Source organism: Coriobacteriaceae bacterium, from assembly GCA_025757745.1.
Taxonomy (GTDB): Bacteria; Actinomycetota; Coriobacteriia; order Coriobacteriales; family Coriobacteriaceae; genus Collinsella.
Window position 1 is genome coordinate 408,712 of record CP107217.1, and the last position, 19,355, is coordinate 428,066.

Here is a 19,355-nt window from a genome sequence, read left to right on the forward strand (position 1 = left end):
TTTGCTGCTTGCCCGCTCGGACAATGGTGGTACGGGCATCCGCCCGGTGCTACCTTGAGAGGAGCGGCCGTGAACAAGAGCAAGCGCATCGCCATCAGTCTGATCGCGGGCGTGCTCGCCGCGTTGCTCTGCATAGTCTACGCATCGTCGATCCGCTCGCGGGCTGAGCAGGCCCAGGCCGAGACGCTGGCCAAGTATGGCGGCGATCGCGTCGAGGTGTGCGTCGCGGCACGCGATATCGATGCGGGCGAGACGCTCGACGAGACCAATGTCATAACCCAGGAATGGCTGGCGAGTCTGTTGCCGCGCGATGCGGCGACCGAGTTGCGTCAGGTGCGCGGCGACGTGACGACCTCACGCATCCCTAAAAATGCCGTGATTTGCGATGCCTACACCAAGGCCGAAAGCCACAAGCTCGAGGTGCCCAAAGGCAAGGTCGCCGTTTCGGTGGCGGTCGATGCCGAGCACTCGGTCGGCGGCGCCACGGGCGTGGGCAGCTATGTGGACGTGTACGTGCAAAAAGATGGCGTGACCGATCGGCTGTGCGGCGCGCGCGTGATCGATACCAGCGAAGTGGCCGGCGCCACGCGCGAAGGCAAGATCGAATGGGTGACGCTGGCGGCCGACCCCGAAGACGTTAAGGAATTGCTGGGGGCCTCGGGCAAGGGGACGGTCAGTTTGACGATTCCCGCCACGGTGCGCGGCAAAAAGAGCGGAGGCGACGAGTGATGAAGGCGATCTGGCTTGCATGCTGCGCGTGTGGTGATTACGGATTGCTGCAGCGGGAAGTCGAGGGTCGCGATGCGGGCGCGCAGGTGCTTCGCGTGGGCGACCTGGATGGGCTGGTGTCCATGGCGCGGGCGTTTCCGTCGCGTCGCGGGGCGGCGATTATCGCGGCAGCCCTGTTCGATGCCGAAGACGTGCGAAAGACTGTTGCACGCCTGACGGCCGAGGGCCGTGTGAGCCGCGTGGTCGTACTGATAGAGACGCTCGATCCTTCGGATATCGAGGGGCTGTTTCGCGCGGGGGCGACCGAGGTTATCGCTGCGCGCAGCATATGCGGCAACGGGCGCGCGGGCGAGGGAACGGTTGATTACGACCGGTGTCTGACGATTGAGCCCGATGCTTTTGTTGATAGGGAACCCGGGGCGCCTCGCGCTACAAGAGGCCCGCGTGTTGATGATTGTGGAAAAGCGGAAGCCGAGCATGGTCGGTGCCCCCGGGATCCCCTTGCATACGATGATGCCGGAGAGCCGGTGCCGTATGGCGAGGAGCTTCTGGCTGTAGATATGGGATACGTGCATGGCGTGAGCCTGGTCGATGAGCTCGACGAGGTTGAGGGGCTTGCTGGGAACGACAATATTCGTGTCGATGCGACCGTGAAGTCTCCAGACTCGGTCCCGCAGACCGAGCAACCTGCCATGCCGGCTTGGGCGCAGCATATGAGCGCTGCCGGGGAGACGGGGACGTTGCCGTCCGTGCCCGCGTCGCCTGCCCCCGCGCCGCCGGCGGATGCCGCCGCTCCGTCGCATCGAGCTCCGGTTGTCTGCGCCGTCTCGGGTTCGGGCGGTTGCGGCAAGTCGACGATCGTCGCCGCCATGTCGCACGCGGCGTCGCTGCTGGGCCTGCGTGCTGCCGTGCTCGACTTGGACCTGATGTTTGGAAACCTCTACGACCTGTTGGGCGCCGATGCCCCGCATGACATGGCGACGCTTATCGAGCCATCGGCTGCGGGCGCACTCGCCGAATCGGACATCGTGGCCGCCTCGATGCGCGTGGCCCCGGGCGTCACGCTTTGGGGCCCGGTCGCCGCGCCCGAACAGGCCGAGCTCATGGCGCGTCCGGTGGAGCTGCTGCTTGACGTCTTGCGCCGCGAATCCGACGTGGTGCTTGTCGACACCTCGGTCTTTTGGGGTGACGCCGTGGCGGCCGCGGTGGCGGCAAGCGACCGCTGCCTGGTCGTGGGCGATCAATCGGTGTCATCTGCGACGTCCGCGGCACGCGTTATCGAACTGGCGAGCCGTGTGGGCGTGCCGCGTACGCGCATGAGCGCCGTATTCAACCGGTTTGGCGCGCGCGGCGCCGACGAGGATGTCGCCATGCGCTTTGAGATTACCTGCGCGTTGAGCTCCAAGATTCGCATTGCCGACGGCGGGCAGGACTTGACGGCGCTCATGGCATTCGGCCGTGCTGACGAGGCGGTGGGCCAGACCAGCGCTTTTGCCACCAGCGTGCGCGAAGCCACGCGCGAGATGCTCGTGGAGCTGGGCTGCGCCGTCGGTCCCTGGAGTGACATGGTCACCGACCGCGCGACGCGCACCGAGCGCCCACGTATCCGTCTTCCCTGGTCGCGCGAGGGTGATTCGCGATGAGCTTGCAAACAAGGATTAAGGAAGCCGGTGCGGCCGCGGCGGCGGCGCCTGTTGATGCGGGGCGCCACCGTGCCGTCAAGCGCCGCACCAAGCGCGCCGTGATGGACCGCATGGGCTATGACGAGGTGGCGCGTATCAGCGCATACATCGATCCGGCGCGCGCCCGCTCGGAATTGCGTCCTGCGGTGGAGGCGGCGCTCAACGTGGAGGAGCCGGGCGACCTGGCGACGCCCGAGCGCGAGACCATCATCGACGAGATCTTGGACGACGTGGTGGGCCTGGGCCCGCTGCAGCCGCTCATCGAGGACGACACCGTCACCGAGATCATGGTCAACGGTTGCCGCTCGGCTTTCTTTGAACGCGGCGGCGTCTTATATCCCATCGAGCATGCATTTGAGGATGACGAGCAGATCCGCGTGCTCATCGACCGCATCATCTCGCCACTGGGCAGGCGCATCGACGAGCGCAGCCCCATTGTCAACGCCCGCCTCAAGACGGGCTATCGCGTCAACGCGGTGATCCCGCCCGTGGCGATTGATGGACCAATCCTCACCATCCGCAAGTTCTCAGATCGCATCTGTTCGTTGGACGAGCTTGTGGGCCTGGGGTCGCTGCCGCTTTGGTATGCGCAACTGCTGTCGTGTGCGGTGTCGCTGCGTCAAGATCTGGCGGTTGCGGGTGGCACGGGATCGGGCAAGACCACGCTGCTCAACGCGCTGTCGTGCGAGATATCCACCGGCGAGCGCATCGTGACGATCGAGGACTCCGCCGAGCTCAAGTTTGCGCATCACCCGCATGTGGTTCGCCTGGAGGCGCGCGAGGCTTCAATTGAGGGCGAGGGCGCGGTGACAATCCGCGATCTGGTGACCAACGCCCTGCGCATGCGTCCCGACCGTATTGTGGTGGGTGAGGTGCGCGGTGCGGAATGTTGCGACATGCTGCAGGCCATGAACACCGGGCACGACGGATCGCTCACCACGCTTCATGCGGGCACCGAGCAGGAGACCGTGGTGCGTTTGACGCTGCTTGCGCGCTATGGCATCGATCTGCCGAGCGAGCTTATCGAGGAGCAGATTGCCATGGCGCTCGACGGCATCGTGATGTCCGAGCGTCATGCGGACGGCAGGCGTTTCGTGTCCTCCTATTCGGGGGTGCGACGCGGCACGTCAGGAGGCGTGGAGCTTGAGCGCTACGTGACGTTCGATGCCGCCACGCGCACCTGGACGCTCGATCGCGAGCCTCCGTTTATCGCGGAGGGCCTGCGCTCGGGAACGCTCACACAAGAGGAGGTGGACGAATGGAGATCGTTGTGCCCCTCGTCGTAGGGGGCTTGACAGGGCTTTCTGCCGCGGTGGCGTGCGGGGCGGAGCCTCGTGTGTCGCGCGTGCCGCCGGCGGAACTGGTCAGTCATGCGCTTGAGTCGGTTGCCGAGAGGCTGCCGCGCGAGTTGGTAGAAAACGACCTGCTAAAAAAGATTGCCCGCTCCTGGGCGGCGCTGGTTCCAGCACATCGCCTTGGCCTTGTTATCGAGGATGACGAGGCGCGCCTGGCATGCTTGCTGCTATCGAGTGGTGTCTGCGGCATTGCCCTGACTGTCGTATCGCTGTCGCCCATCGGCTTTGTCCTGGGGCTGCTCGCACCGTTTGGCGTAGGCGCCGCTCGCGACACCTTCGACCGTCGCCGCGAGCAACACGATGTGGAAGAAGCCATGCCCGAGGCCTTTACGGCGCTCTCTATGTCGCTCGCCTCGGGTCATTCGCTGGCCCAGGGCATGAGGTTTGTGGGAACTCACGCGCAAGAGCCGGTGCATACCGAGTTTTTGCGCGTGGCGACGGCGATCGACTGCGGCGTCTCGGCGACTGATGCGTTGGATGACCTACTCGACCGTATCGATGCCCCCGGCCTTTCGCTTGTCACCTTGGCGCTCAAGGTGTCGCAGCGAACCGGTGCCCCGCTTGCCGACCTGTTGTCCGAGGCGTCGAGCATGGTGGGGGAGCGCATTGAGCTCAAGCGCCGCTTGGACGTCAAGACATCGCAGGCTCGTATGTCGGCACACATGGTCTCGGCGATGCCGGCGGGTATGTGCGCGGTGCTGGCGCTGCTTTCGGCCGACTTTCGCCGCGGCCTTGCAACGCCGGCGGGTGCCGGTGCCGTGGTACTGGGACTTGCCCTCAACGCCGTCGCCCTGGTGGTCATCCGACGCATTATGCGGGTGGAGCTATGAGCGCCCTGGTCGGGGTCGCGGCATGCCTGTGCGCGCTCAGCGTGTTTATCGTGACAGGGCTCAATCGTGCGGACGTATGCAAGATCGCCCAGGTCTGCAAACGCGAGGCGCTGCTGGTTGTTGCGGCTGCCCGATCGGTGACCGATGTCCTGGTAGCACGGTTGAGGGTCATGCTCGGCACGGGTGGTACGGCGCAGGTGTCGCTCGGCGAGGTGTCCGAGATGATCGACGTGGTGCGTCTGGGGCTTTCGGCCGGCCTTTCGTTCGATGCGGCGCTTGAGGTTTTTTGCGCCAATCGCCGATCGACGTTGGCGCTCCGCCTTGAGCGAGCCTGCATGGCATGGCGGGTGGGCGTAGGGACGCGAGAGGATGAGCTTCTGGCGGCCGCGCGCGACCTGGATGTGCGGGCGCTCGAGACCTTTGCCATCACAGCGGGGCAGGCGCTTGCTCTCGGTGCCCCGCTTGCCGAGACGCTGGCGGCCCAAAGTCGCGAGATTCGCGCGGCCCATCGCGCCGCGGTCGAGCGCGAGATTGAGCGTGCGCCGGTCAAGCTGCTGATTCCCACCGGCACGCTCATCTTGCCGGCGTTGCTTTTGTCCATATTGGGCCCGCTGCTGGGGGCAGGCGGGATGATGTAGGGAGGAATACATGAATACGATGACTGACGTTGTTGACAAGGTCTGGAGCTTGGCGTTTTGCCAGTCAATTCACGCTCGCCAGCGTGCCGAAGAACTGCTGCGGGAGGAGAGCGCGCAGGGCACCACCGAGTACGCCATCCTAGTCGGTGTGCTCGTGGTGATTGCCATCATTGCCATCGTCGCATTTAAGGGCAAGGTCCAAGATTTATGGAGCGCTATCAGCGAGGGCATCAACAGCCTGTAGAGGGCGCCCGTCCCGTCGGCGCGTTGCTGGTGCTCGCCTGTGCGGTCGTGGCGGTGGCAGTGGCGGTTTGGGGGCTTAACGCAGCACGGCAACAACGTTTAGGGGCTGCCGCGGATGTGGGATCGGGTTCGGCTGCGGCGTCTCAAATAGACGATGCGCGAGACGTGGCCGATGCGAATGCCGCCGTTACGGCGCAAACGTTCTTGCAAGCACTCGACGAGCGAGCGGACGCTGCAACGGATTCATCTGCAAACAATGCCGTCGCTGTTCGTCTCGCATGGTCCGAGTGCCGACCGATGACCGAGGCGGCGGCGGATATGCTGCGTGCCTATCGCGAGGTGCCCACGGCGCAACTTGCTCTGAACGGCTATCTCGACATCAAGGGCAACGTGTGGGGCGCCATCGTGCGTGACGGACGCGGCTGGGTCGATATGGTGACGGTTGCCGCGGATGCTGGTGATACTTCGTGTTGCCTGCGCGTGGTCCGCCTGACCCCGCAGACAACGAACTCAAAGGAGGGGTCGTGAAATGCATTATGTCCTGCGCGAAGAATCTGCCCAGGCAACGGTCGAATACGCCATCGTCACGGTGGCACTGCTTTCCATCGTGCTGGCGATCGCAGGGCTTTGGCGTGCCGGTGCCGATGGGCGCTTGGCGGCGCTGGTCGAGCGGACGGCATCTCACGGCGTCACCTCGACATCGGTTGTCGACGCTGCTGCGGGTGCTAAGGACATCGTGCTGTATTGATGTTGCGCGCGAGGACCGGGCTCAGTCTACGGTCGAGGCGGCATTCCTACTGCCGACGTTTCTGACGCTCGTCCTGTTGGCGCTGCAGCCGGTGTGCCTGCTCTATACACGCGCGGTCATGGAGTCTGCCGCCGCCGAGACCGCGCGGCTCATGACCACGACGACGGTGGGGGATGACGAGGATATTAAGGAGTTTGCCCGCCGCCGTCTTGCCGCGGTTCCCGACGTTTCGATTTTCCATGCCGGCGGGCCCCTGTCGTGGGATATCGAGCTTGGTCGGGCCGATGCGGGCGGCGTCTCGTCCGTTTCCGTTACCGGCGAGGTTAAACCGCTGCCTGTGATCGGTGCGTTTGCGCAGGCTATGGGTGGTACCGCCGAGGGCGGCTACGTTGAGCTCAAGGTCGATGTCTCGTATCAATCGCGTCCCGAATGGCTGGAGGGAGATTATGATTCGTGGATTGCTGCATGGGATTAGGCGCTGCCTGTTGCGGGTGACGCAAGGGTTTGCGGCCCGCCGTCGACCAGGCGCTCTCCGCAAACGAGGCGGCTTTATGGGTCGAGCCGGTGTCGATCTGTTTATCGAAGACGGCGCCTATACCACGCTTTCTTCTGCCGTGGTCATCCTAGTGGTGCTCACATTGTTGTTTTCGTCGACCGCGGCGATATGGAGCATGTCGCGTGCCGGGGATACTCAGGTGGCGGCTGATAGTGGCGCGCTGGCGGGTGCCAACGTAGTGTCGTCCTATCACACGGCTGCCACGGTGGTTGATGCGAGCATCTTGAGTCTGGGGCTGGCGGGGTTTGCCACGATCGGGACGGGCCTGGTCGCCATCCTCATCCCGGGTGCCGAGCCGGTTGCCGGCAATATGGTCGACACCGGGATTGAGATCATTAAAACGCGCAACAAGTTTGCCAAAAGCGCATCGGAAGGCTTACAGAAAATCGAGACGGCTCTGCCGTATCTGATCGCCGCGCGTGCCACGCAGGCGGTGTCGGCGCAGGATACCGATAGTGTGACCTATACCGGTACGGCGCTTGCCGTGCCCAGGACATCCGAGTCTGACTTCGCTGCGCTCGAGGGGTCCGAGATCTCGACCGATGCCATTAAAGACACATCAGATGATTTAGAGTGTGCGGCCGAGGAGCTGCGGAAGGCTTCTGAGGACACGGCGAAGGCTAAAGAGCGTGCTTGGCTGGCGGATTGTGGTGGGTCTGACAAGGGCTCGGTCGGCAGCTGTTCTTGCATGTGGGAGCGTGCGAAAAGCCTAACGGATCTCTCCGGTGTTCAAAATCCGCATTACTCATCGAGCGTTACGTGGGAGCCCCAAGTTGCCCTTGATCGCGCGAAGGACTACTACCATTGGCGTCTGACAAATGAGAAGCCCCACGGCTCGAGTGTCGAGATGAAGGCAGAGTCTGCGGCGCGTAAGGCGTTTTATACCTATGCGAGCGCGGAGGTCGATCGGGCGCATATAACCGAGAACGGAGACAGGGTTTCCTCCTATATTCCGCTGCTGCCGCGCAACTCTGATGAGGTTCGGGCGACGGAACTCTATACCGATGCGGTGTGGCCGACTAGCGTGAACGATGACAAGGCGTATCTGCATTACGGGACGACCTGCCCTAACTATAAGAAAGGGACGCCGAGCGGATTTGCTTCGGTTGCCGATTACGATGGACAGGATAAATGCAGCAAATGCCATTTTGGCGTTTTGTCGCTTGGTGCTGTTGCGGCGCCTTCAACCTCTATCGAAAACGGCTTCGAATATCACTTCGACGAGTTCAAAAAGGCCTTGGAGGAATACGTCAAATGTCGGAACAAAGAGCTTGAGCTCATGCGTCAGACCGAGGATGAGGCCGACCGTGCGGGCAATGCGTTTGACGAGGCTATTAAAGCGCTTTCGGGCGAGCGTCCGCGTATCGCCCCGCCCGGTCGCAACGGCGTGGTCGCCTTTGCGGTTTCGGGTGCCATCTCGAGCCCCGATGAGCTCAACTCTTCGTTTAACACGACAGTCAGACTTGGTGAGCGCGGTGCGATCTCTGCTGCGGTGCTGGCACCCGATGACGCGACGGCGCAGAACAACGTTCTCTCGCGGTTTTTCTCGACGTTGGAGGAACGTTCGGGTGGCGTTGCCGGCGTACTCGATGGCGTCATGGATGTTTGGGGACGGCTACTTGTGGGATACGGAGACATCCAGGGCTCGGCCGACGAGCTTATGGATGAGATGATCGATGGCCTGGGAGGGAGCAGTGGCGCGCTGGGCTCCATTGCATCGTGGCTCGGCGATACCGTTTCGGCGTCCGTGGCGGCGCTGGGCTTGGAGCCGTGCGACTTGCGCCTGCGAAAGCCGGTGCTGACCGACACCGCCAATGTCATCAAGAGCCCTGGGTCTGACATCACAGGTCTTTCTAAAGTGCAGGACAAGCTACGAAGTATTCCGCTGGGCGTGACCGACCCCAAGGCGCTTTGCGAGGCGCTGGAATATCAAGTCGAGCGCACCATCAGCGGCACGGTGTTCACGCTTGCGGAGATTCCGCTGCCCGGCGGCGGTTCCATTCCACTCACCGTCGATGTCGCCACGCTGGCGGGTGCCCTGGGCGGTGGGTCGTAATGAGCATCCGCAAGCGCCTGCGCGAGGAGCGCGCCCAGGCGACGGTCGAGATGGCCGTGGTCACGCCCGTCCTGCTGATTCTGGCGCTCATCGTGTACAACGTCATGGTCTTTGCCGGCGCGGTCGCGCGCTTCGATCGCGTGGTGCCCGATATCGTGCTAGCGCATGCCGTGGCGCCGAGCGGGGAGGGCGATGGCAGCTCCATCGATGCCTCCGCGACCGTTCAGGCTCAGATCCAACATGCCATGGAAGGCTATGACTTGCAGATTGAGGTCTCGAGCGAGCAGGGTGCGACGACATCGGATGGCGGTCTGCTTTCGCTCTCCGGCACGTTTAGGACCTATACCTGTACCATGCGCTACGAGCCGTGGCCGAGCTCGCTCAGCATCGCCGGCGTTTCGCTGGGGGCACCGGCAAAGTTGTCGCACGAGCGCGCGGTGACGGTCGATCCGTGGCGTCCGGGGGTGGTTATGTGACCGCGGCCTCATCCTACATTGCCTACGCGCGGGCGCTCAACAGGCTGGGTTGGACGCCTGCCGAGTTTGTGGTGGCGGAGTCGTTTGCCGTGCGCCTGCGCGGCATGCTGGGACGGTCTCCGATTGCCGCCAACGGGTTGCCGCTCGTCATGGCGTTCCCACGCTGCTCTTCGGTCCACACCTGCTTTATGGCCTACCCCATCGACATTGCTTTTATCGACCGCAACGGCAGCATCCTCGCATGCTACGAAAACGTCCGTCCTTGGCGCATGTGTTCCTGTCCCGGTGCCTGGGCGGTGCTGGAACGCCCTTCAATCCTCGCTACACCTCCCACCCTCCAACAAGTGCCGGCGTAAGAATTGGCGACAGCGGACTTTCGTCATACGAAACTGGGTAAGATGGAGGAGAAATTCTGGCAAGAGATCGAGCGAGCTCGGCAGAGGGGTCGATGATGAGCAAGGCGTATACGGCTGCCAATGGTCAGGTTGTAACGGATGAAATGATTGACACGTGGTGCGAGTCGTACGAGCATGGCGAGTTTCCGGACGGCGAGCATACCGTTGGGGGGATCGTGCACGGGCGGCCTCCACTTTCAAGCGAAGGTACGGCAACGCTATCGGTCAAGATTCCCCTAGGGATGAAGGAGGCGATTCGTCGACGGGCGGCGGCTGAAGGAATGACGCCAAGTGAGTTTGCCCGTGCAGCCCTGAGCGAAAAACTTCTTGCGGCGGGTTGATATCTCTAACGTGCTGTTCTATAGGATCGGACTTGTGGCTGACGCCGTGCTCAAAAACTTTTTTTAAATTCTCGGTTGACCGGAGCGCGTCCTTGGTTATACTAATCAAGCCTTGAAACAAGGCACACCTCAAATGGCTGGGTAGCTCAGTTGGTAGAGCAGAGGACTGAAAATCCTCGTGTCAGGGGTTCGATTCCCTTCCCCGCCACCTTGAATTGACTAGGACCTCTGCAAAGGGGTCCTTTTCTTTTATATAGACCCTGCACGGAATCGAACCCCGTGAGGGCGCGGAGCTGAGGAAACGCGTTAGCGTTTGCCAGCGTAGCTCGCAAGGCGCGCAAGCGCCGCAGCGGTCCGTCCGCGCAGCGCGCGGACGCGATTCCCTTCCCCGCCACCTTGAATTGACTAGGACCTCTGCAAAGGGGTCCTTTTCTTTTATGTGGACCCGCGGAAATGCATCCCGTTATTGAACGAGAAAACGGCATGCGCTTTCCGGCGCTTGCTTCCGACGTGCGTGCACATCTCGGCGCACTAGCTCGGGCCCGCCCCAGACATTCCTCCCGCTTTTGCGCCACTTTACAGACCGTTCGGTCGTCTGTCCGCACGCGCGGGTATACTCAAAACGATACTTTTCCTATGCAATACGATGCAGGCTCGGCCTGCACGATCCGAAGGGGGCAGTGATGGAGAGGACACTCGGCGTTAATCTCTCTGGCTGGTTTATTCCCGAGCCTTGGGTGACCCCGTCGCTATACGCGGCGACCGGTGCATCCAACGCGGCCGAGCTGCAGGAGGCCATGGGCACCGCCGCCTATAACGAGCGCATGCGCCGTCATTACGAGACGTTTGTGAGCGAGGACGATTTTCGCCGCATGGCGCAGATCGGTCTCAATGCCGTGCGCCTGCCGGTGCCCTGGTATGCCTTTGGCTCGCAGGAGTCCGATGCGTCCTACATCTCGGTTGTCGACTACATCGACCGTGCAATTGAGTGGGCTGCCAAGTATGACATCCGCGTGCTGCTCGATCTGGCGACGGTGCCCGGTGGCCAGGGCGATTCCAATGATTCGCCCACCACGCCGGAGGCTGTTGCCGAGTGGCATTCGTCCACCAACGGCCGTCATGTCGCACTCGACGTGCTCGAGCGCTTGGCCGATCGCTACGGCGAGGCCGAGAGCCTGCTGGGCATTGAGCTGCTGGATACGCCACAGATGAGCGTCCGCAAGAGTCTCTTTACCATGACGGATGGCATTCCGGCCCACTACTTGCGCAATTTCTATCGCGATGCCTACGAGCTCGTCCGTTCGTATATGCCCGAGGATAAGATTGTCGTCTTCTCGTCTTCGGGGCATCCCAGCGAGTGGAAGCATTTTATGCGCGGCGCCAAGTACAAGAACGTCTACATGGACCTTCACCTGTACCATTACCGCGACGAGCATGCGCTCGACATCACGAGCCCCCGCGGGCTGACGACGGCGATTTCGCGTAACAAGCGCGAGCTTAAAGAAGCGATTTCGACTGGGTTCCCCGTGCTGGTGGGCGAATGGTCGGGTGCGGCGATCTTTGCCAACTCGTCGGTTACGCCCGAGGGCCGCAATGCCTACGAGCGCGTGTTTATCGCCAACCAGCTGGCTTCGTTTGCGCCGGCTGCCGGTTGGTTCTTCCAAACGTGGAAGACCGAGAAGCGCATTGCAGCATGGGACGCTCGCGCGGCGCTCGGTACGCTCGAACGCGGCATGATTGAATAGGTTGATATGACGCAAAACAGCGCCCACACGGGCAAACTCTATGTGGTCGGTACGCCCATCGGTAACCTGGGCGACCTGTCCCCGCGCGTTGGCGAGGCGTTTGCCGCCGCCGATGCCATTTGCTGCGAAGACACGCGTGTGACGTCAAAGCTGCTGATGCACCTGGGAATTTCCAAGCCGCTTGTCCGTTGCGACGAGAATGTGATCGCCAGCCGCGCCGCCGGCCTGGTCGACCGTCTGCTGGCGGGGGAGACCCTCGCCTTTGCCTCGGACGCCGGCATGCCGAGCGTGTCCGATCCCGGCCAGGCGCTGGTCGAGACGGCACGTGAGGCCGATGTGCCCGTCGAAGTTATCCCCGGGCCCTCTGCTTGCGTCACGGCGCTCGTTTCGTCCGGCATTCCCTGTGAGCATTTTTTCTTCGAGGGCTTTTTGGGCCGAAAGCACGGCGACCGCGTGCGTCGTTTGCAGCGCCTTGCCGTGGTGCCCGGCGCACTCATCTTCTACGAGTCTCCACATCGCATCGTGGCGACGCTCGAGGCCGTGGCGGAGGTCTTTCCCCAGCGTGAGGTTGCCGTCTGCCGCGAACTCACCAAGCTGCACGAGGAGGTCTTGCGCGGGCCCGCCGCCCAGCTCGCCGAAGAGCTGCGTGCTCGCGGCGAGGTAAAGGGCGAGATTGCGCTGGTCATCGCGCCGCCGAGCGAGGACGAGGAGGCCGGCATCGTGCCGGTTGGCGCCGCGGCAGCGGATCCCGATGAGGCCCTGCGCGAGGATATCCGCGCCGCACTCGAGGAGGGGGAGCCCGCCTCTGCGGTGGCCAAGCGCCTGTCTCAGAAGTATTCGCGCCGCAAGCGCGATGTCTATGCCATGGTGCTCGATATGCAATAGATGGAGGATATCCAGCCCTTGCGCTAGAATCATCCCCTGTATGCAACGTTTTTCTGGAGGACAAACCCCATGGATCAAAGCAAGCCTTCGTTCTTTATCACGACGCCCATCTACTACGTCAACGCCGATCCGCACCTGGGCACGGCTTATTCCACCATCATCGCCGACGTTCAGGCTCGCTATCGCCGCTCCGCCGGCTATAACGTCAAGTTCCTGACCGGCATGGACGAGCACGGCGAGAAGGTCGCCGAGGCCGCAGCCAAGCATGGTATGACGCCGCAGGAGTGGACCGACAGCCAGGCCCCGCACTTCAAGGAGCTTTGGAGCAAGCTCGAGATTTCCAACGACGACTTCATCCGCACCACCGAGCCGCGCCAGCATCATGCCGTGCAGTACCTGTGGGAGCGCATGAAGGAGTCCGGTTACCTGTATAAGGGCAGCTACGACGGCTGGTATTGCGTGCCTGACGAGACCTACTTCACCGATACGCAGGTCCAGAAGGGCGACGAGGAGTACGGCAGCGTCGGCCAGCACCTGTGCCCCGACTGCCACCGTCCGCTTGAGCGCGTGCAGGAGGAGTCCTACTTCTTTAAGCTTTCCGCCTTCCAGGACAAGCTGCTCAAGCTCTATGACGAGCACCCCGACTTTGTCGAGCCTGCGTTCCGCATGAACGAGGTACGTAGCTTTGTCGAGGGCGGTCTTAACGACCTTTCCGTGAGCCGCACGAGCTTTGACTGGGGCATTCAGGTCCCGTTTGACGAGGGCCACGTGACCTACGTGTGGTTCGATGCGCTGCTCAACTATATGACGGCCGTCGGTTACGGTGTCGACACCGACGAGGCGCGTGCCGAGCTGGCCTATCGCTGGCCCGCGCAGTTCCACATCGTGGGTAAGGACATCATCCGCTTCCACTGCGTCATTTGGCCCGCCATGCTTATGGCCATCGGCGAGGCCCTGCCCGAGCACGTCTTTGCCCACGGTTTCCTGACCGTGCGCAATGCCGAGACCGGCAAGGCCGAGAAGATGTCCAAGAGCCGCGGCAATGCCATCGCTCCGCAGGACGTTATCGACATGCTGGGCGTCGAGGGCTATCGCTACTACTTTATGACCGATGTCGTCCCCGGCACCGACGGTGCCATCAGCTTCGATCGCATGGAGCAGGTCTACAACGCCGACCTGGCCAACAGCTGGGGCAATCTGATCTCGCGTTCGCTCAACATGAGCGGCAAGTACTTTGACGGTTGCGCGCCCGCCAAGCCCGCATCGTTCGATGCGTTTGACAACCCGCTGGCAAAGATCGCCGACGGTCTGGTCGAGCGCTACATGGCCAAGATGGACGTGCTCGATTACGGTGGAGCCAAGGACGAGGCCATGGAGCTCATCCACGCCGCCAACCACTACATCGAGGACTCCGAGCCTTGGGCGCTTGCCAAGGACGAGACCAAGGCTGACGAGCTGGCATTTGTGATCTACAACCTGCTCGAGGCCATCCGCATTGCCGCTCACCTGCTGATGCCGCTCATGCCCCAGACCTCTGCCGAGGCCCTGCGCCGCCTGTCCTGCGAGGACGAGGCCGCGAGCGACGACCTCAAGGGCATTTGTGCTTGGGGCCTGCTTGCTGGTGGTCAGCCTGTCGAGAAGGGCGAGCCGCTGTTCCCGCGTCTGGGCTAAGACGCCGCGCGCCATATCGGCAATTTGCTGTTTAGATGTAAGGGCATGGCCGCAACGGTCCATGCCCTTTTGTTTCAAGACGCCGCCACCATGCTAAGGAGGCAACTATGACAACTTCGCCTTTGGCAAACCCCACGGCAACAAGGGAACTGCTGGAGGAGTTTGGCCTTGCGACCAAGCATCGCCTGGGCCAGAACTTCCTGATCGACAACCATGTAATTGAGCGCATTTGCGAGCTTTCCGAGCTCACGGGCGATGAGCGCGTGCTCGAGGTTGGCCCGGGCGTTGGTACGCTCACGCTCGCGCTGCTGCAGGAGGCGGCGTGCGTCACGTCGATCGAGGCCGACCCCGAGCTCGAGCCGGTGCTCGATGCCCACGCCGCCGACTACGCCAACTTCCGCTTTATCATGGGCGACGCGCTCAGGGTGACGCCGGGACAGATTGAGCAGGCTGCGGGCGGTAAGCCGACGGTATTTGTCGCGAACCTGCCCTATAACGTGGCGGCGACGATCATCCTGCAGTTCTTCCAGACGATGCCAGCGCTCAAGCGCGCCGTCGTCATGGTTCAAAAGGAGGTTGCCGATCGCATTGCCGCAGTGCCGGGTAACAAGACCTATGGCGGCTATACGGCAAAGCTCGGCCTGTATGCGCAGGTGACGGGTCGTTTTGAGGTGCCGCCGCGCTGCTTTATGCCGGCGCCGCACGTGGACTCGGCCGTCGTGCGTATCGACCGTGTTGACGGCGTGGTGCCCGAAGGACTCGATCGCGAGTTTGTTGCCCGTGTGATTGATGCTGCATTTGCTCAGCGTCGCAAGACCATCCGCAACTCCATGAGTGCCAACGGCTTTGCCAAGGACGTGCTCGACGCCGCCTTTGAGGCTTGCGGTATCGCACCCACTACGCGCGCCGAGACGCTCGATGTTGCCGACTTTGTCCGTCTGGCCCAGGAGCTCATCCATGACGCCTAATGCCGAACGCGTGACGTTTACCAAGAAAAAGAAAACGGTTGCGTGTCCGGAGCCGCTGGCGCCGCTTGCCGATACGCATGCACACCTGCTCTCGTTTTGGGGCAAGGAGGTGCCCGAGACGCTCGTGCGCGCCAAGGCGGCGGGCGTCGACCTGTTGGTGACGGTCTTCGATCCCATTGCCGACAAACGAAGTGTGACGGACTATAACGACTGGCTGACGCACGAGATCCTGCCGATGCAGGATATTCCACAGATCAAGTATCTTGCCGGCGTGCACCCCTATGGCGCGCCGGATTATACCGACGACATTCACGCGCAGGTTGTGGCTGCGCTCGACGATCCGTTGTGTGTTGGCATCGGCGAAATTGGTCTGGACTACCACATGGACTATGACGACGATGTCGCGCCGGCGCCTCATGACGTGCAGATTGACTGCATGGCGCGTCAGCTCGAAGTTGCCGTGCGTCGCAACGTGCCAGTGGAGCTGCATCTGCGCCACGAGGACTCGGATGGGGAGCGTACCTCGCATATGGATGCGTACAACGTGCTGCGCGAGGTGGGTGTGCCTCAGGCCGGTTGCGTGCTGCACTGCTTTGGCGAGGATCGAGCCACGATGGGGCGCTTTGTGGATTTGGGCTGCTATATCGCCTATGGTGGCGCGGCCACCTTTAAGCGTAACGATGGCGTGCGCGAGGCATTCGCGGCAACCCCGCTCGATCGCATTTTGTTCGAGACGGATTGCCCGTATATGGCGCCGGAGCCCATTCGTGGTCTTGAGTGCGAGCCGGCAATGATTTCCATCACGGCAAACACGCTGGTCAACGACCGTGTCGATCGTACCGGCGAGGATGCTGAGGCAATCGCGCGAGCAGCTTGGGAAAATGCCTGCAAACTTTTTCAAAAATAGTTCTTGCGTTCGCGGTGGTGCTCCGTTATTCTAATTCCTGCACGCGGGCGTGGCGGAATTGGCAGACGCGTACGGTTCAGGTCCGTATGGGGGCAACCCCATGAAGGTTCAAGTCCTTTCGCCCGCACCATTGATTGAAAGAGCTCCCAGCAATGGGGGCTTTTTTGCTATGTGCCCATCGCAGGGACTTGAACCTGTGAAGGAGCGAGCGTCAAGAAAACGCGGAGCGTTTTTAGCGAGCTGGCGAGTCCGCCGGCAGGCGGGCGAAGCCGGTGCGGATCCGCGAAGCGGATACGCGGACGTCCTTTCGCCCGCACCATTGATTGAAAGAGCTCCCAGCAATGGGGGCTTTTTTGTTATGGGCCTCCTGTTGGTGTCACGTGGCTGCTTCGTGCGGGTATCCTAGTGCTAACGTGTGCCTATCAGAGGAGAGACCATGCTGTTGTCCGGTATTATCGCTGCTCTTACGAGCCTTCTGCTTCCCATCATCATTTTGTTGCTGCTGCTCCCCAACGCCTGCTATGTCGTTGAACAGCAGCATGCCGTGATCATCGAGCGTCTGGGCAAGTTTAACCGCATCGTCAACGCGGGCTTCCACGTGAAGGTGCCCGTGATCGACCGCAAGGCCGCCACGGTGAGTCTGCGCACCATGAAAAACGGCTTCGGCATCGACGTTAAGACCCAGGACAACGTGACCATCGGCCTTGAGGTATCTGCTCAGTACCACGTGAGCTATGACATGGGCGCCGGCCCGGCAGATTCGGGCATCTACAAGAGCTACTACATGCTGCAAGAGCCCGTCGACCAGATGCGCGATTTCATCACCGATGCCCTGCGCTCTTCCATCCCTGTCTACACGCTCGATGAGGTCTTTGCCAAGAAGGATGACATCGCCAAGGACGTCAATGCCACCGTGTCCGAGCAGATGGCTGCCTACGGCTTCACCCTCGTGTCGACACTCATCACCAAGATCGCGCTGCCGACCGAGGTCGAGAACTCCATGAACGACATCAACGCCGCCCAACGCAAGCGCGCTGCTGCGCAGGAGCTCGCCGAGGCCGACCGCATCAAGCGTGTCACCGAGGCGACCGCCGAGGCCGAGGCGATGGAAAAGGCAGGCGAAGGCATCGCCAACCAGCGCAAAGCCATCGCGCTGGGCATCAAAGATTCGCTCGAGATTATCCAGGAGACGGGCGTCGGCAACGACGAGGCTAACCAGCTGTTCATGTTTACGCAGTGGTCCGAGATGATGACGGAGTTCGCTCGCACGGGAAAAACCTCGACGGTCGTGCTGCCGAGCGATTTCTCGCAGTCGGCCTCGATGTTCGAGCAGATGCTGACCGCCGGCAAAGTTCAAAACGACTCGAAGGAGTAGACGCGCGTGAAATACACCGTCGTTTGCGTCGGTAAGCTCAAGGAGCGCTTTTGGAAGGACGCGTGCGCCGAGTACACCAAACGCCTGGGCGCCTATGCCAAGGTGGATATCCGCGAGGTGGCCGATATCGACCCGGCTAAGGCGGGCGGCGTGGATGCCGCGCGCGACAAGGAGGGGGCGGCGATCCTTGCAGCCCTGCCGCCTCGAGCGCATGTGATCCTGCTTGCCATTGAGGGCAAAGAGCGCTCGAGCGAGGAGCTTTCGGCGCGGCTCGACGATCTTATGCTGCGTGGTAACAGCGACATCGCCTTTGTGATTGGTGGATCGGACGGCGTGAGCGATGATGTGCGCACACGAGCCGACGAGATGCTCAGCTTTGGACGTATTACCTTGCCGCACAACTTGGCGCGCGTGGTGCTGCTGGAGCAAATCTACCGCGCCTGCAAGATCAGCCGTGGCGAGCCGTATCACAAATAGGTCGGCAATACGAAACAATGCCGTGGGACAATAGCCTTCGTTTTGAAGAGCGTGTCTGAGAGGACTATGAGATATGAAGATCGGATTTGTCGGTTTTGGCAATATGGCGAGCGCTATGGCCGATGGCTGGATCGCCGCCGGTGCGGCTGCGAGCGACATGTGTGCTTGCGCGGGCCGCTACAATGCCCTGGTCGAGCGCTGTGAGGCGCGTGGGATGGTTGCCTGTCGTGATGCGGCGGAGGTTGTCGCCGCATCTGATATCGTGGTCGCTGCGGTCAAGCCGTATATGATCGAGAAGGTCTTCGCTCCGCTCAAGGATGCCCTAGCCGACAAGGTTGTCCTTTCGGTCGCCTGGACTTGGGATAGCGCCAAGTGGGAAAAGGTCCTGCCGGGTGTCGCGCATATCTCGACGGTGCCCAACACGCCGGTTTCGGTGGGCGAGGGTGTTATCGCCTGCGAGAAGGCTTCCACGCTTAGCGATGAGCAGCGTGCCACGGTGCTCGGCCTGCTCGGAAAGCTTGGCACCGTCGTCGAGCTCGATTCGAGCCTGCTGTTTGTGGGCGGTACCGTGGGCGGTTGCGCACCGGCATTTGTTGCCATGGCGATTGAGGCCTTGGGCGATGCAGCCGTCAAGCACGGTATCCCGCGCGCCGATGCCTATCGCATTGTGAGCCAGATGGTGCTGGGCACGGCAAAGCTGCAGCTTGCGACTGGTCAGCATCCTGCGGCGATGAAGGATGCCGTATGCTCGCCCGGCGGCGCCACCATCAAGGGCGTCGTCGCGCTCGAGGACGCCGGTATGCGCAGTGCCCTGGTCAAGGCCGTCGACGCCACCCTCCAGTAAAACCTGCCATTTAGGGACAGGTTTATTTTGGCAGGTTTTTCCTGCGGTTTTGTCGTATATGCGAAAAGCGCCCCGCAACTGGCTCAATTCCAGTTGCGGGGCGCTTGCGTTTGCCCAGATAAAACCGACCAAAATAAACCTGTCCCTTTTTGGCGGGTTAGTCCCAGAAGCCGTCTTGATCGTCCTCGGATTTGGGTCCGCGGTCGACGTAGAGCTTATGGGTGCGCTTCTCCATTACAAAGGCAAGAATCGCAAACAGTAGGATGCCGCCGGCGAAAAGGATGGCAAAACCGGTGCGGGTGCCAAACAAAAAGGAAAAAACTGCGTCCATTGGGTGCCTTCTTGCGTAGTTGGGTTGGGTCGTAAACGCTCATAAGTATATACTTGCCCATACATGTACAAGGTTGCAACCTAAATGGAATGTATATCGCCGG

The 19,355-nt window shown here is 61.9% G+C and carries 22 protein-coding genes and 2 tRNA genes; 23 read left to right on the plus strand and 1 reads right to left on the minus strand.

The window, feature by feature from the left end; translation table 11 throughout:
• The first annotated feature begins 69 nt into the window (after nucleotides 1–69).
• The 23 genes from cpaB (at nucleotide 70) to proC (ending at nucleotide 18,921) form a co-directional block, all read left to right on the plus strand.
• Nucleotides 70–729 carry a Flp pilus assembly protein CpaB gene (gene cpaB, locus OGM60_01620; GenBank protein ID UYI99518.1) on the plus strand — a complete coding sequence of 220 codons (660 nt, stop codon included), beginning with the start codon at nucleotides 70–72 and terminating at the stop codon, nucleotides 727–729.
• The gene (locus OGM60_01625; GenBank protein ID UYI99519.1) at nucleotides 729–2,372 is read left to right on the plus strand and encodes a P-loop NTPase; all 1,644 of its coding nucleotides are present in this window, start codon (nucleotides 729–731) and stop codon (nucleotides 2,370–2,372) included. The genes cpaB and OGM60_01625 overlap by 1 nt, the downstream gene beginning before the upstream one ends.
• A complete protein-coding gene (locus tag OGM60_01630) occupies nucleotides 2,369–3,697 on the plus strand; it encodes a CpaF family protein (GenBank protein ID UYI99520.1) in 1,329 nt (442 codons plus the stop codon). The genes OGM60_01625 and OGM60_01630 overlap by 4 nt, the downstream gene beginning before the upstream one ends.
• Complete coding sequence (locus tag OGM60_01635; GenBank protein ID UYI99521.1) at nucleotides 3,670–4,596, plus strand: type II secretion system F family protein; 927 nt, start codon at nucleotides 3,670–3,672, stop codon at nucleotides 4,594–4,596. Before OGM60_01630 ends, OGM60_01635 begins: the two co-directional genes overlap by 28 nt.
• On the plus strand, nucleotides 4,593–5,234 hold the full coding sequence (locus OGM60_01640; protein ID UYI99522.1) for a type II secretion system F family protein: 642 nt from the start codon (nucleotides 4,593–4,595) through the stop codon (nucleotides 5,232–5,234). The genes OGM60_01635 and OGM60_01640 overlap by 4 nt, the downstream gene beginning before the upstream one ends.
• A gap of 10 nt (nucleotides 5,235–5,244) precedes the next feature.
• Nucleotides 5,245–5,478: a hypothetical protein gene (locus tag OGM60_01645; GenBank protein ID UYI99523.1), complete on the plus strand. Its 234-nt coding sequence runs from the start codon at nucleotides 5,245–5,247 to the stop codon at nucleotides 5,476–5,478.
• Nucleotides 5,442–6,005 carry a hypothetical protein gene (locus OGM60_01650; GenBank protein ID UYI99524.1) on the plus strand — a complete coding sequence of 188 codons (564 nt, stop codon included), beginning with the start codon at nucleotides 5,442–5,444 and terminating at the stop codon, nucleotides 6,003–6,005. The genes OGM60_01645 and OGM60_01650 overlap by 37 nt, the downstream gene beginning before the upstream one ends.
• Before the next feature lies 1 nt (nucleotide 6,006).
• Complete coding sequence (locus tag OGM60_01655) at nucleotides 6,007–6,225, plus strand: hypothetical protein (protein ID UYI99525.1); 219 nt, start codon at nucleotides 6,007–6,009, stop codon at nucleotides 6,223–6,225.
• Complete coding sequence (locus OGM60_01660; GenBank protein ID UYI99526.1) at nucleotides 6,200–6,700, plus strand: pilus assembly protein; 501 nt, start codon at nucleotides 6,200–6,202, stop codon at nucleotides 6,698–6,700. Before OGM60_01655 ends, OGM60_01660 begins: the two co-directional genes overlap by 26 nt.
• A gap of 76 nt (nucleotides 6,701–6,776) precedes the next feature.
• Nucleotides 6,777–8,837: a hypothetical protein gene (locus OGM60_01665; GenBank protein UYI99527.1), complete on the plus strand. Its 2,061-nt coding sequence runs from the start codon at nucleotides 6,777–6,779 to the stop codon at nucleotides 8,835–8,837.
• Nucleotides 8,837–9,313, plus strand: coding sequence for a hypothetical protein (locus OGM60_01670; protein UYI99528.1), 477 nt, complete (start codon nucleotides 8,837–8,839; stop codon nucleotides 9,311–9,313). The genes OGM60_01665 and OGM60_01670 overlap by 1 nt, the downstream gene beginning before the upstream one ends.
• Nucleotides 9,310–9,669, plus strand: coding sequence for a DUF192 domain-containing protein (locus OGM60_01675; GenBank protein ID UYI99529.1), 360 nt, complete (start codon nucleotides 9,310–9,312; stop codon nucleotides 9,667–9,669). The genes OGM60_01670 and OGM60_01675 overlap by 4 nt, the downstream gene beginning before the upstream one ends.
• Nucleotides 9,670–9,764: 95 nt before the next feature.
• Nucleotides 9,765–10,049 carry a ribbon-helix-helix domain-containing protein gene (locus OGM60_01680; GenBank protein UYI99530.1) on the plus strand — a complete coding sequence of 95 codons (285 nt, stop codon included), beginning with the start codon at nucleotides 9,765–9,767 and terminating at the stop codon, nucleotides 10,047–10,049.
• A 135-nt stretch (nucleotides 10,050–10,184) separates the two neighbouring features.
• A tRNA-Phe gene (locus tag OGM60_01685) sits at nucleotides 10,185–10,257 on the plus strand.
• A 475-nt stretch (nucleotides 10,258–10,732) separates the two neighbouring features.
• Entirely contained in the window at nucleotides 10,733–11,794 is a 1,062-nt protein-coding gene (locus OGM60_01690) for a cellulase family glycosylhydrolase (protein UYI99531.1), read from the plus strand.
• A 6-nt stretch (nucleotides 11,795–11,800) separates the two neighbouring features.
• Nucleotides 11,801–12,679: a 16S rRNA (cytidine(1402)-2'-O)-methyltransferase gene (rsmI, locus tag OGM60_01695; GenBank protein ID UYI99532.1), complete on the plus strand. Its 879-nt coding sequence runs from the start codon at nucleotides 11,801–11,803 to the stop codon at nucleotides 12,677–12,679.
• 69 nt (nucleotides 12,680–12,748) lie between these two features.
• On the plus strand, nucleotides 12,749–14,350 hold the full coding sequence (gene metG / locus OGM60_01700; GenBank protein ID UYI99533.1) for a methionine--tRNA ligase: 1,602 nt from the start codon (nucleotides 12,749–12,751) through the stop codon (nucleotides 14,348–14,350).
• A gap of 107 nt (nucleotides 14,351–14,457) precedes the next feature.
• The gene (gene rsmA, locus OGM60_01705; GenBank protein ID UYI99534.1) at nucleotides 14,458–15,318 is read left to right on the plus strand and encodes a 16S rRNA (adenine(1518)-N(6)/adenine(1519)-N(6))-dimethyltransferase RsmA; all 861 of its coding nucleotides are present in this window, start codon (nucleotides 14,458–14,460) and stop codon (nucleotides 15,316–15,318) included.
• The gene (locus tag OGM60_01710) at nucleotides 15,308–16,225 is read left to right on the plus strand and encodes a TatD family hydrolase (GenBank protein ID UYI99535.1); all 918 of its coding nucleotides are present in this window, start codon (nucleotides 15,308–15,310) and stop codon (nucleotides 16,223–16,225) included. Before rsmA ends, OGM60_01710 begins: the two co-directional genes overlap by 11 nt.
• A 43-nt stretch (nucleotides 16,226–16,268) precedes the next feature.
• Nucleotides 16,269–16,355, plus strand: a tRNA-Leu gene (locus OGM60_01715).
• Nucleotides 16,356–16,661: 306 nt separating this feature from the next.
• Nucleotides 16,662–17,600 (plus strand): SPFH domain-containing protein, encoded by a 939-nt coding sequence (locus tag OGM60_01720; protein UYI99536.1) that lies wholly within the window; start codon nucleotides 16,662–16,664, stop codon nucleotides 17,598–17,600.
• Between the two features lie 6 nt (nucleotides 17,601–17,606).
• The gene (rlmH, locus tag OGM60_01725; protein ID UYI99537.1) at nucleotides 17,607–18,077 is read left to right on the plus strand and encodes a 23S rRNA (pseudouridine(1915)-N(3))-methyltransferase RlmH; all 471 of its coding nucleotides are present in this window, start codon (nucleotides 17,607–17,609) and stop codon (nucleotides 18,075–18,077) included.
• A 73-nt stretch (nucleotides 18,078–18,150) separates the two neighbouring features.
• The gene (gene proC, locus OGM60_01730; protein UYI99538.1) at nucleotides 18,151–18,921 is read left to right on the plus strand and encodes a pyrroline-5-carboxylate reductase; all 771 of its coding nucleotides are present in this window, start codon (nucleotides 18,151–18,153) and stop codon (nucleotides 18,919–18,921) included.
• Between the two features lie 157 nt (nucleotides 18,922–19,078).
• Here proC and OGM60_01735 read toward each other — a convergent pair whose 3' ends face one another.
• A complete protein-coding gene (locus OGM60_01735) occupies nucleotides 19,079–19,252 on the minus strand; it encodes a hypothetical protein (protein UYI99539.1) in 174 nt (57 codons plus the stop codon).
• Nucleotides 19,253–19,355: the final 103 nt, after the last annotated feature.

What these genes read in the sequence shown, in the direction of transcription:
- OGM60_01665 (UYI99527.1), top strand. Translation starts at nt 6,777, where the DNA reads ATGGGTCGAGCCGGTGTCGATCTGTTTATCGAAGACGGCGCCTATACC.
- OGM60_01680 (UYI99530.1), top strand. Translation starts at nt 9,765, where the DNA reads ATGAGCAAGGCGTATACGGCTGCCAATGGTCAGGTTGTAACGGATGAA.
- OGM60_01630 (UYI99520.1), top strand. Translation starts at nt 2,369, where the DNA reads ATGAGCTTGCAAACAAGGATTAAGGAAGCCGGTGCGGCCGCGGCGGCG.
- OGM60_01710 (UYI99535.1), top strand. Translation starts at nt 15,308, where the DNA reads ATGACGCCTAATGCCGAACGCGTGACGTTTACCAAGAAAAAGAAAACG.
- OGM60_01625 (UYI99519.1), top strand. Translation starts at nt 729, where the DNA reads ATGAAGGCGATCTGGCTTGCATGCTGCGCGTGTGGTGATTACGGATTG.
- rsmA (UYI99534.1), top strand. Translation starts at nt 14,458, where the DNA reads ATGACAACTTCGCCTTTGGCAAACCCCACGGCAACAAGGGAACTGCTG.
- OGM60_01690 (UYI99531.1), top strand. Translation starts at nt 10,733, where the DNA reads ATGGAGAGGACACTCGGCGTTAATCTCTCTGGCTGGTTTATTCCCGAG.
- OGM60_01655 (UYI99525.1), top strand. Translation starts at nt 6,007, where the DNA reads ATGCATTATGTCCTGCGCGAAGAATCTGCCCAGGCAACGGTCGAATAC.
- OGM60_01650 (UYI99524.1), top strand. Translation starts at nt 5,442, where the DNA reads ATGGAGCGCTATCAGCGAGGGCATCAACAGCCTGTAGAGGGCGCCCGT.
- rsmI (UYI99532.1), top strand. Translation starts at nt 11,801, where the DNA reads ATGACGCAAAACAGCGCCCACACGGGCAAACTCTATGTGGTCGGTACG.
- OGM60_01670 (UYI99528.1), top strand. Translation starts at nt 8,837, where the DNA reads ATGAGCATCCGCAAGCGCCTGCGCGAGGAGCGCGCCCAGGCGACGGTC.
- metG (UYI99533.1), top strand. Translation starts at nt 12,749, where the DNA reads ATGGATCAAAGCAAGCCTTCGTTCTTTATCACGACGCCCATCTACTAC.
- OGM60_01735 (UYI99539.1), bottom strand. Translation starts at nt 19,252, where the DNA reads ATGGACGCAGTTTTTTCCTTTTTGTTTGGCACCCGCACCGGTTTTGCC.
- OGM60_01640 (UYI99522.1), top strand. Translation starts at nt 4,593, where the DNA reads ATGAGCGCCCTGGTCGGGGTCGCGGCATGCCTGTGCGCGCTCAGCGTG.
- OGM60_01720 (UYI99536.1), top strand. Translation starts at nt 16,662, where the DNA reads ATGCTGTTGTCCGGTATTATCGCTGCTCTTACGAGCCTTCTGCTTCCC.
- proC (UYI99538.1), top strand. Translation starts at nt 18,151, where the DNA reads ATGAAGATCGGATTTGTCGGTTTTGGCAATATGGCGAGCGCTATGGCC.
- OGM60_01645 (UYI99523.1), top strand. Translation starts at nt 5,245, where the DNA reads ATGAATACGATGACTGACGTTGTTGACAAGGTCTGGAGCTTGGCGTTT.
- OGM60_01635 (UYI99521.1), top strand. Translation starts at nt 3,670, where the DNA reads ATGGAGATCGTTGTGCCCCTCGTCGTAGGGGGCTTGACAGGGCTTTCT.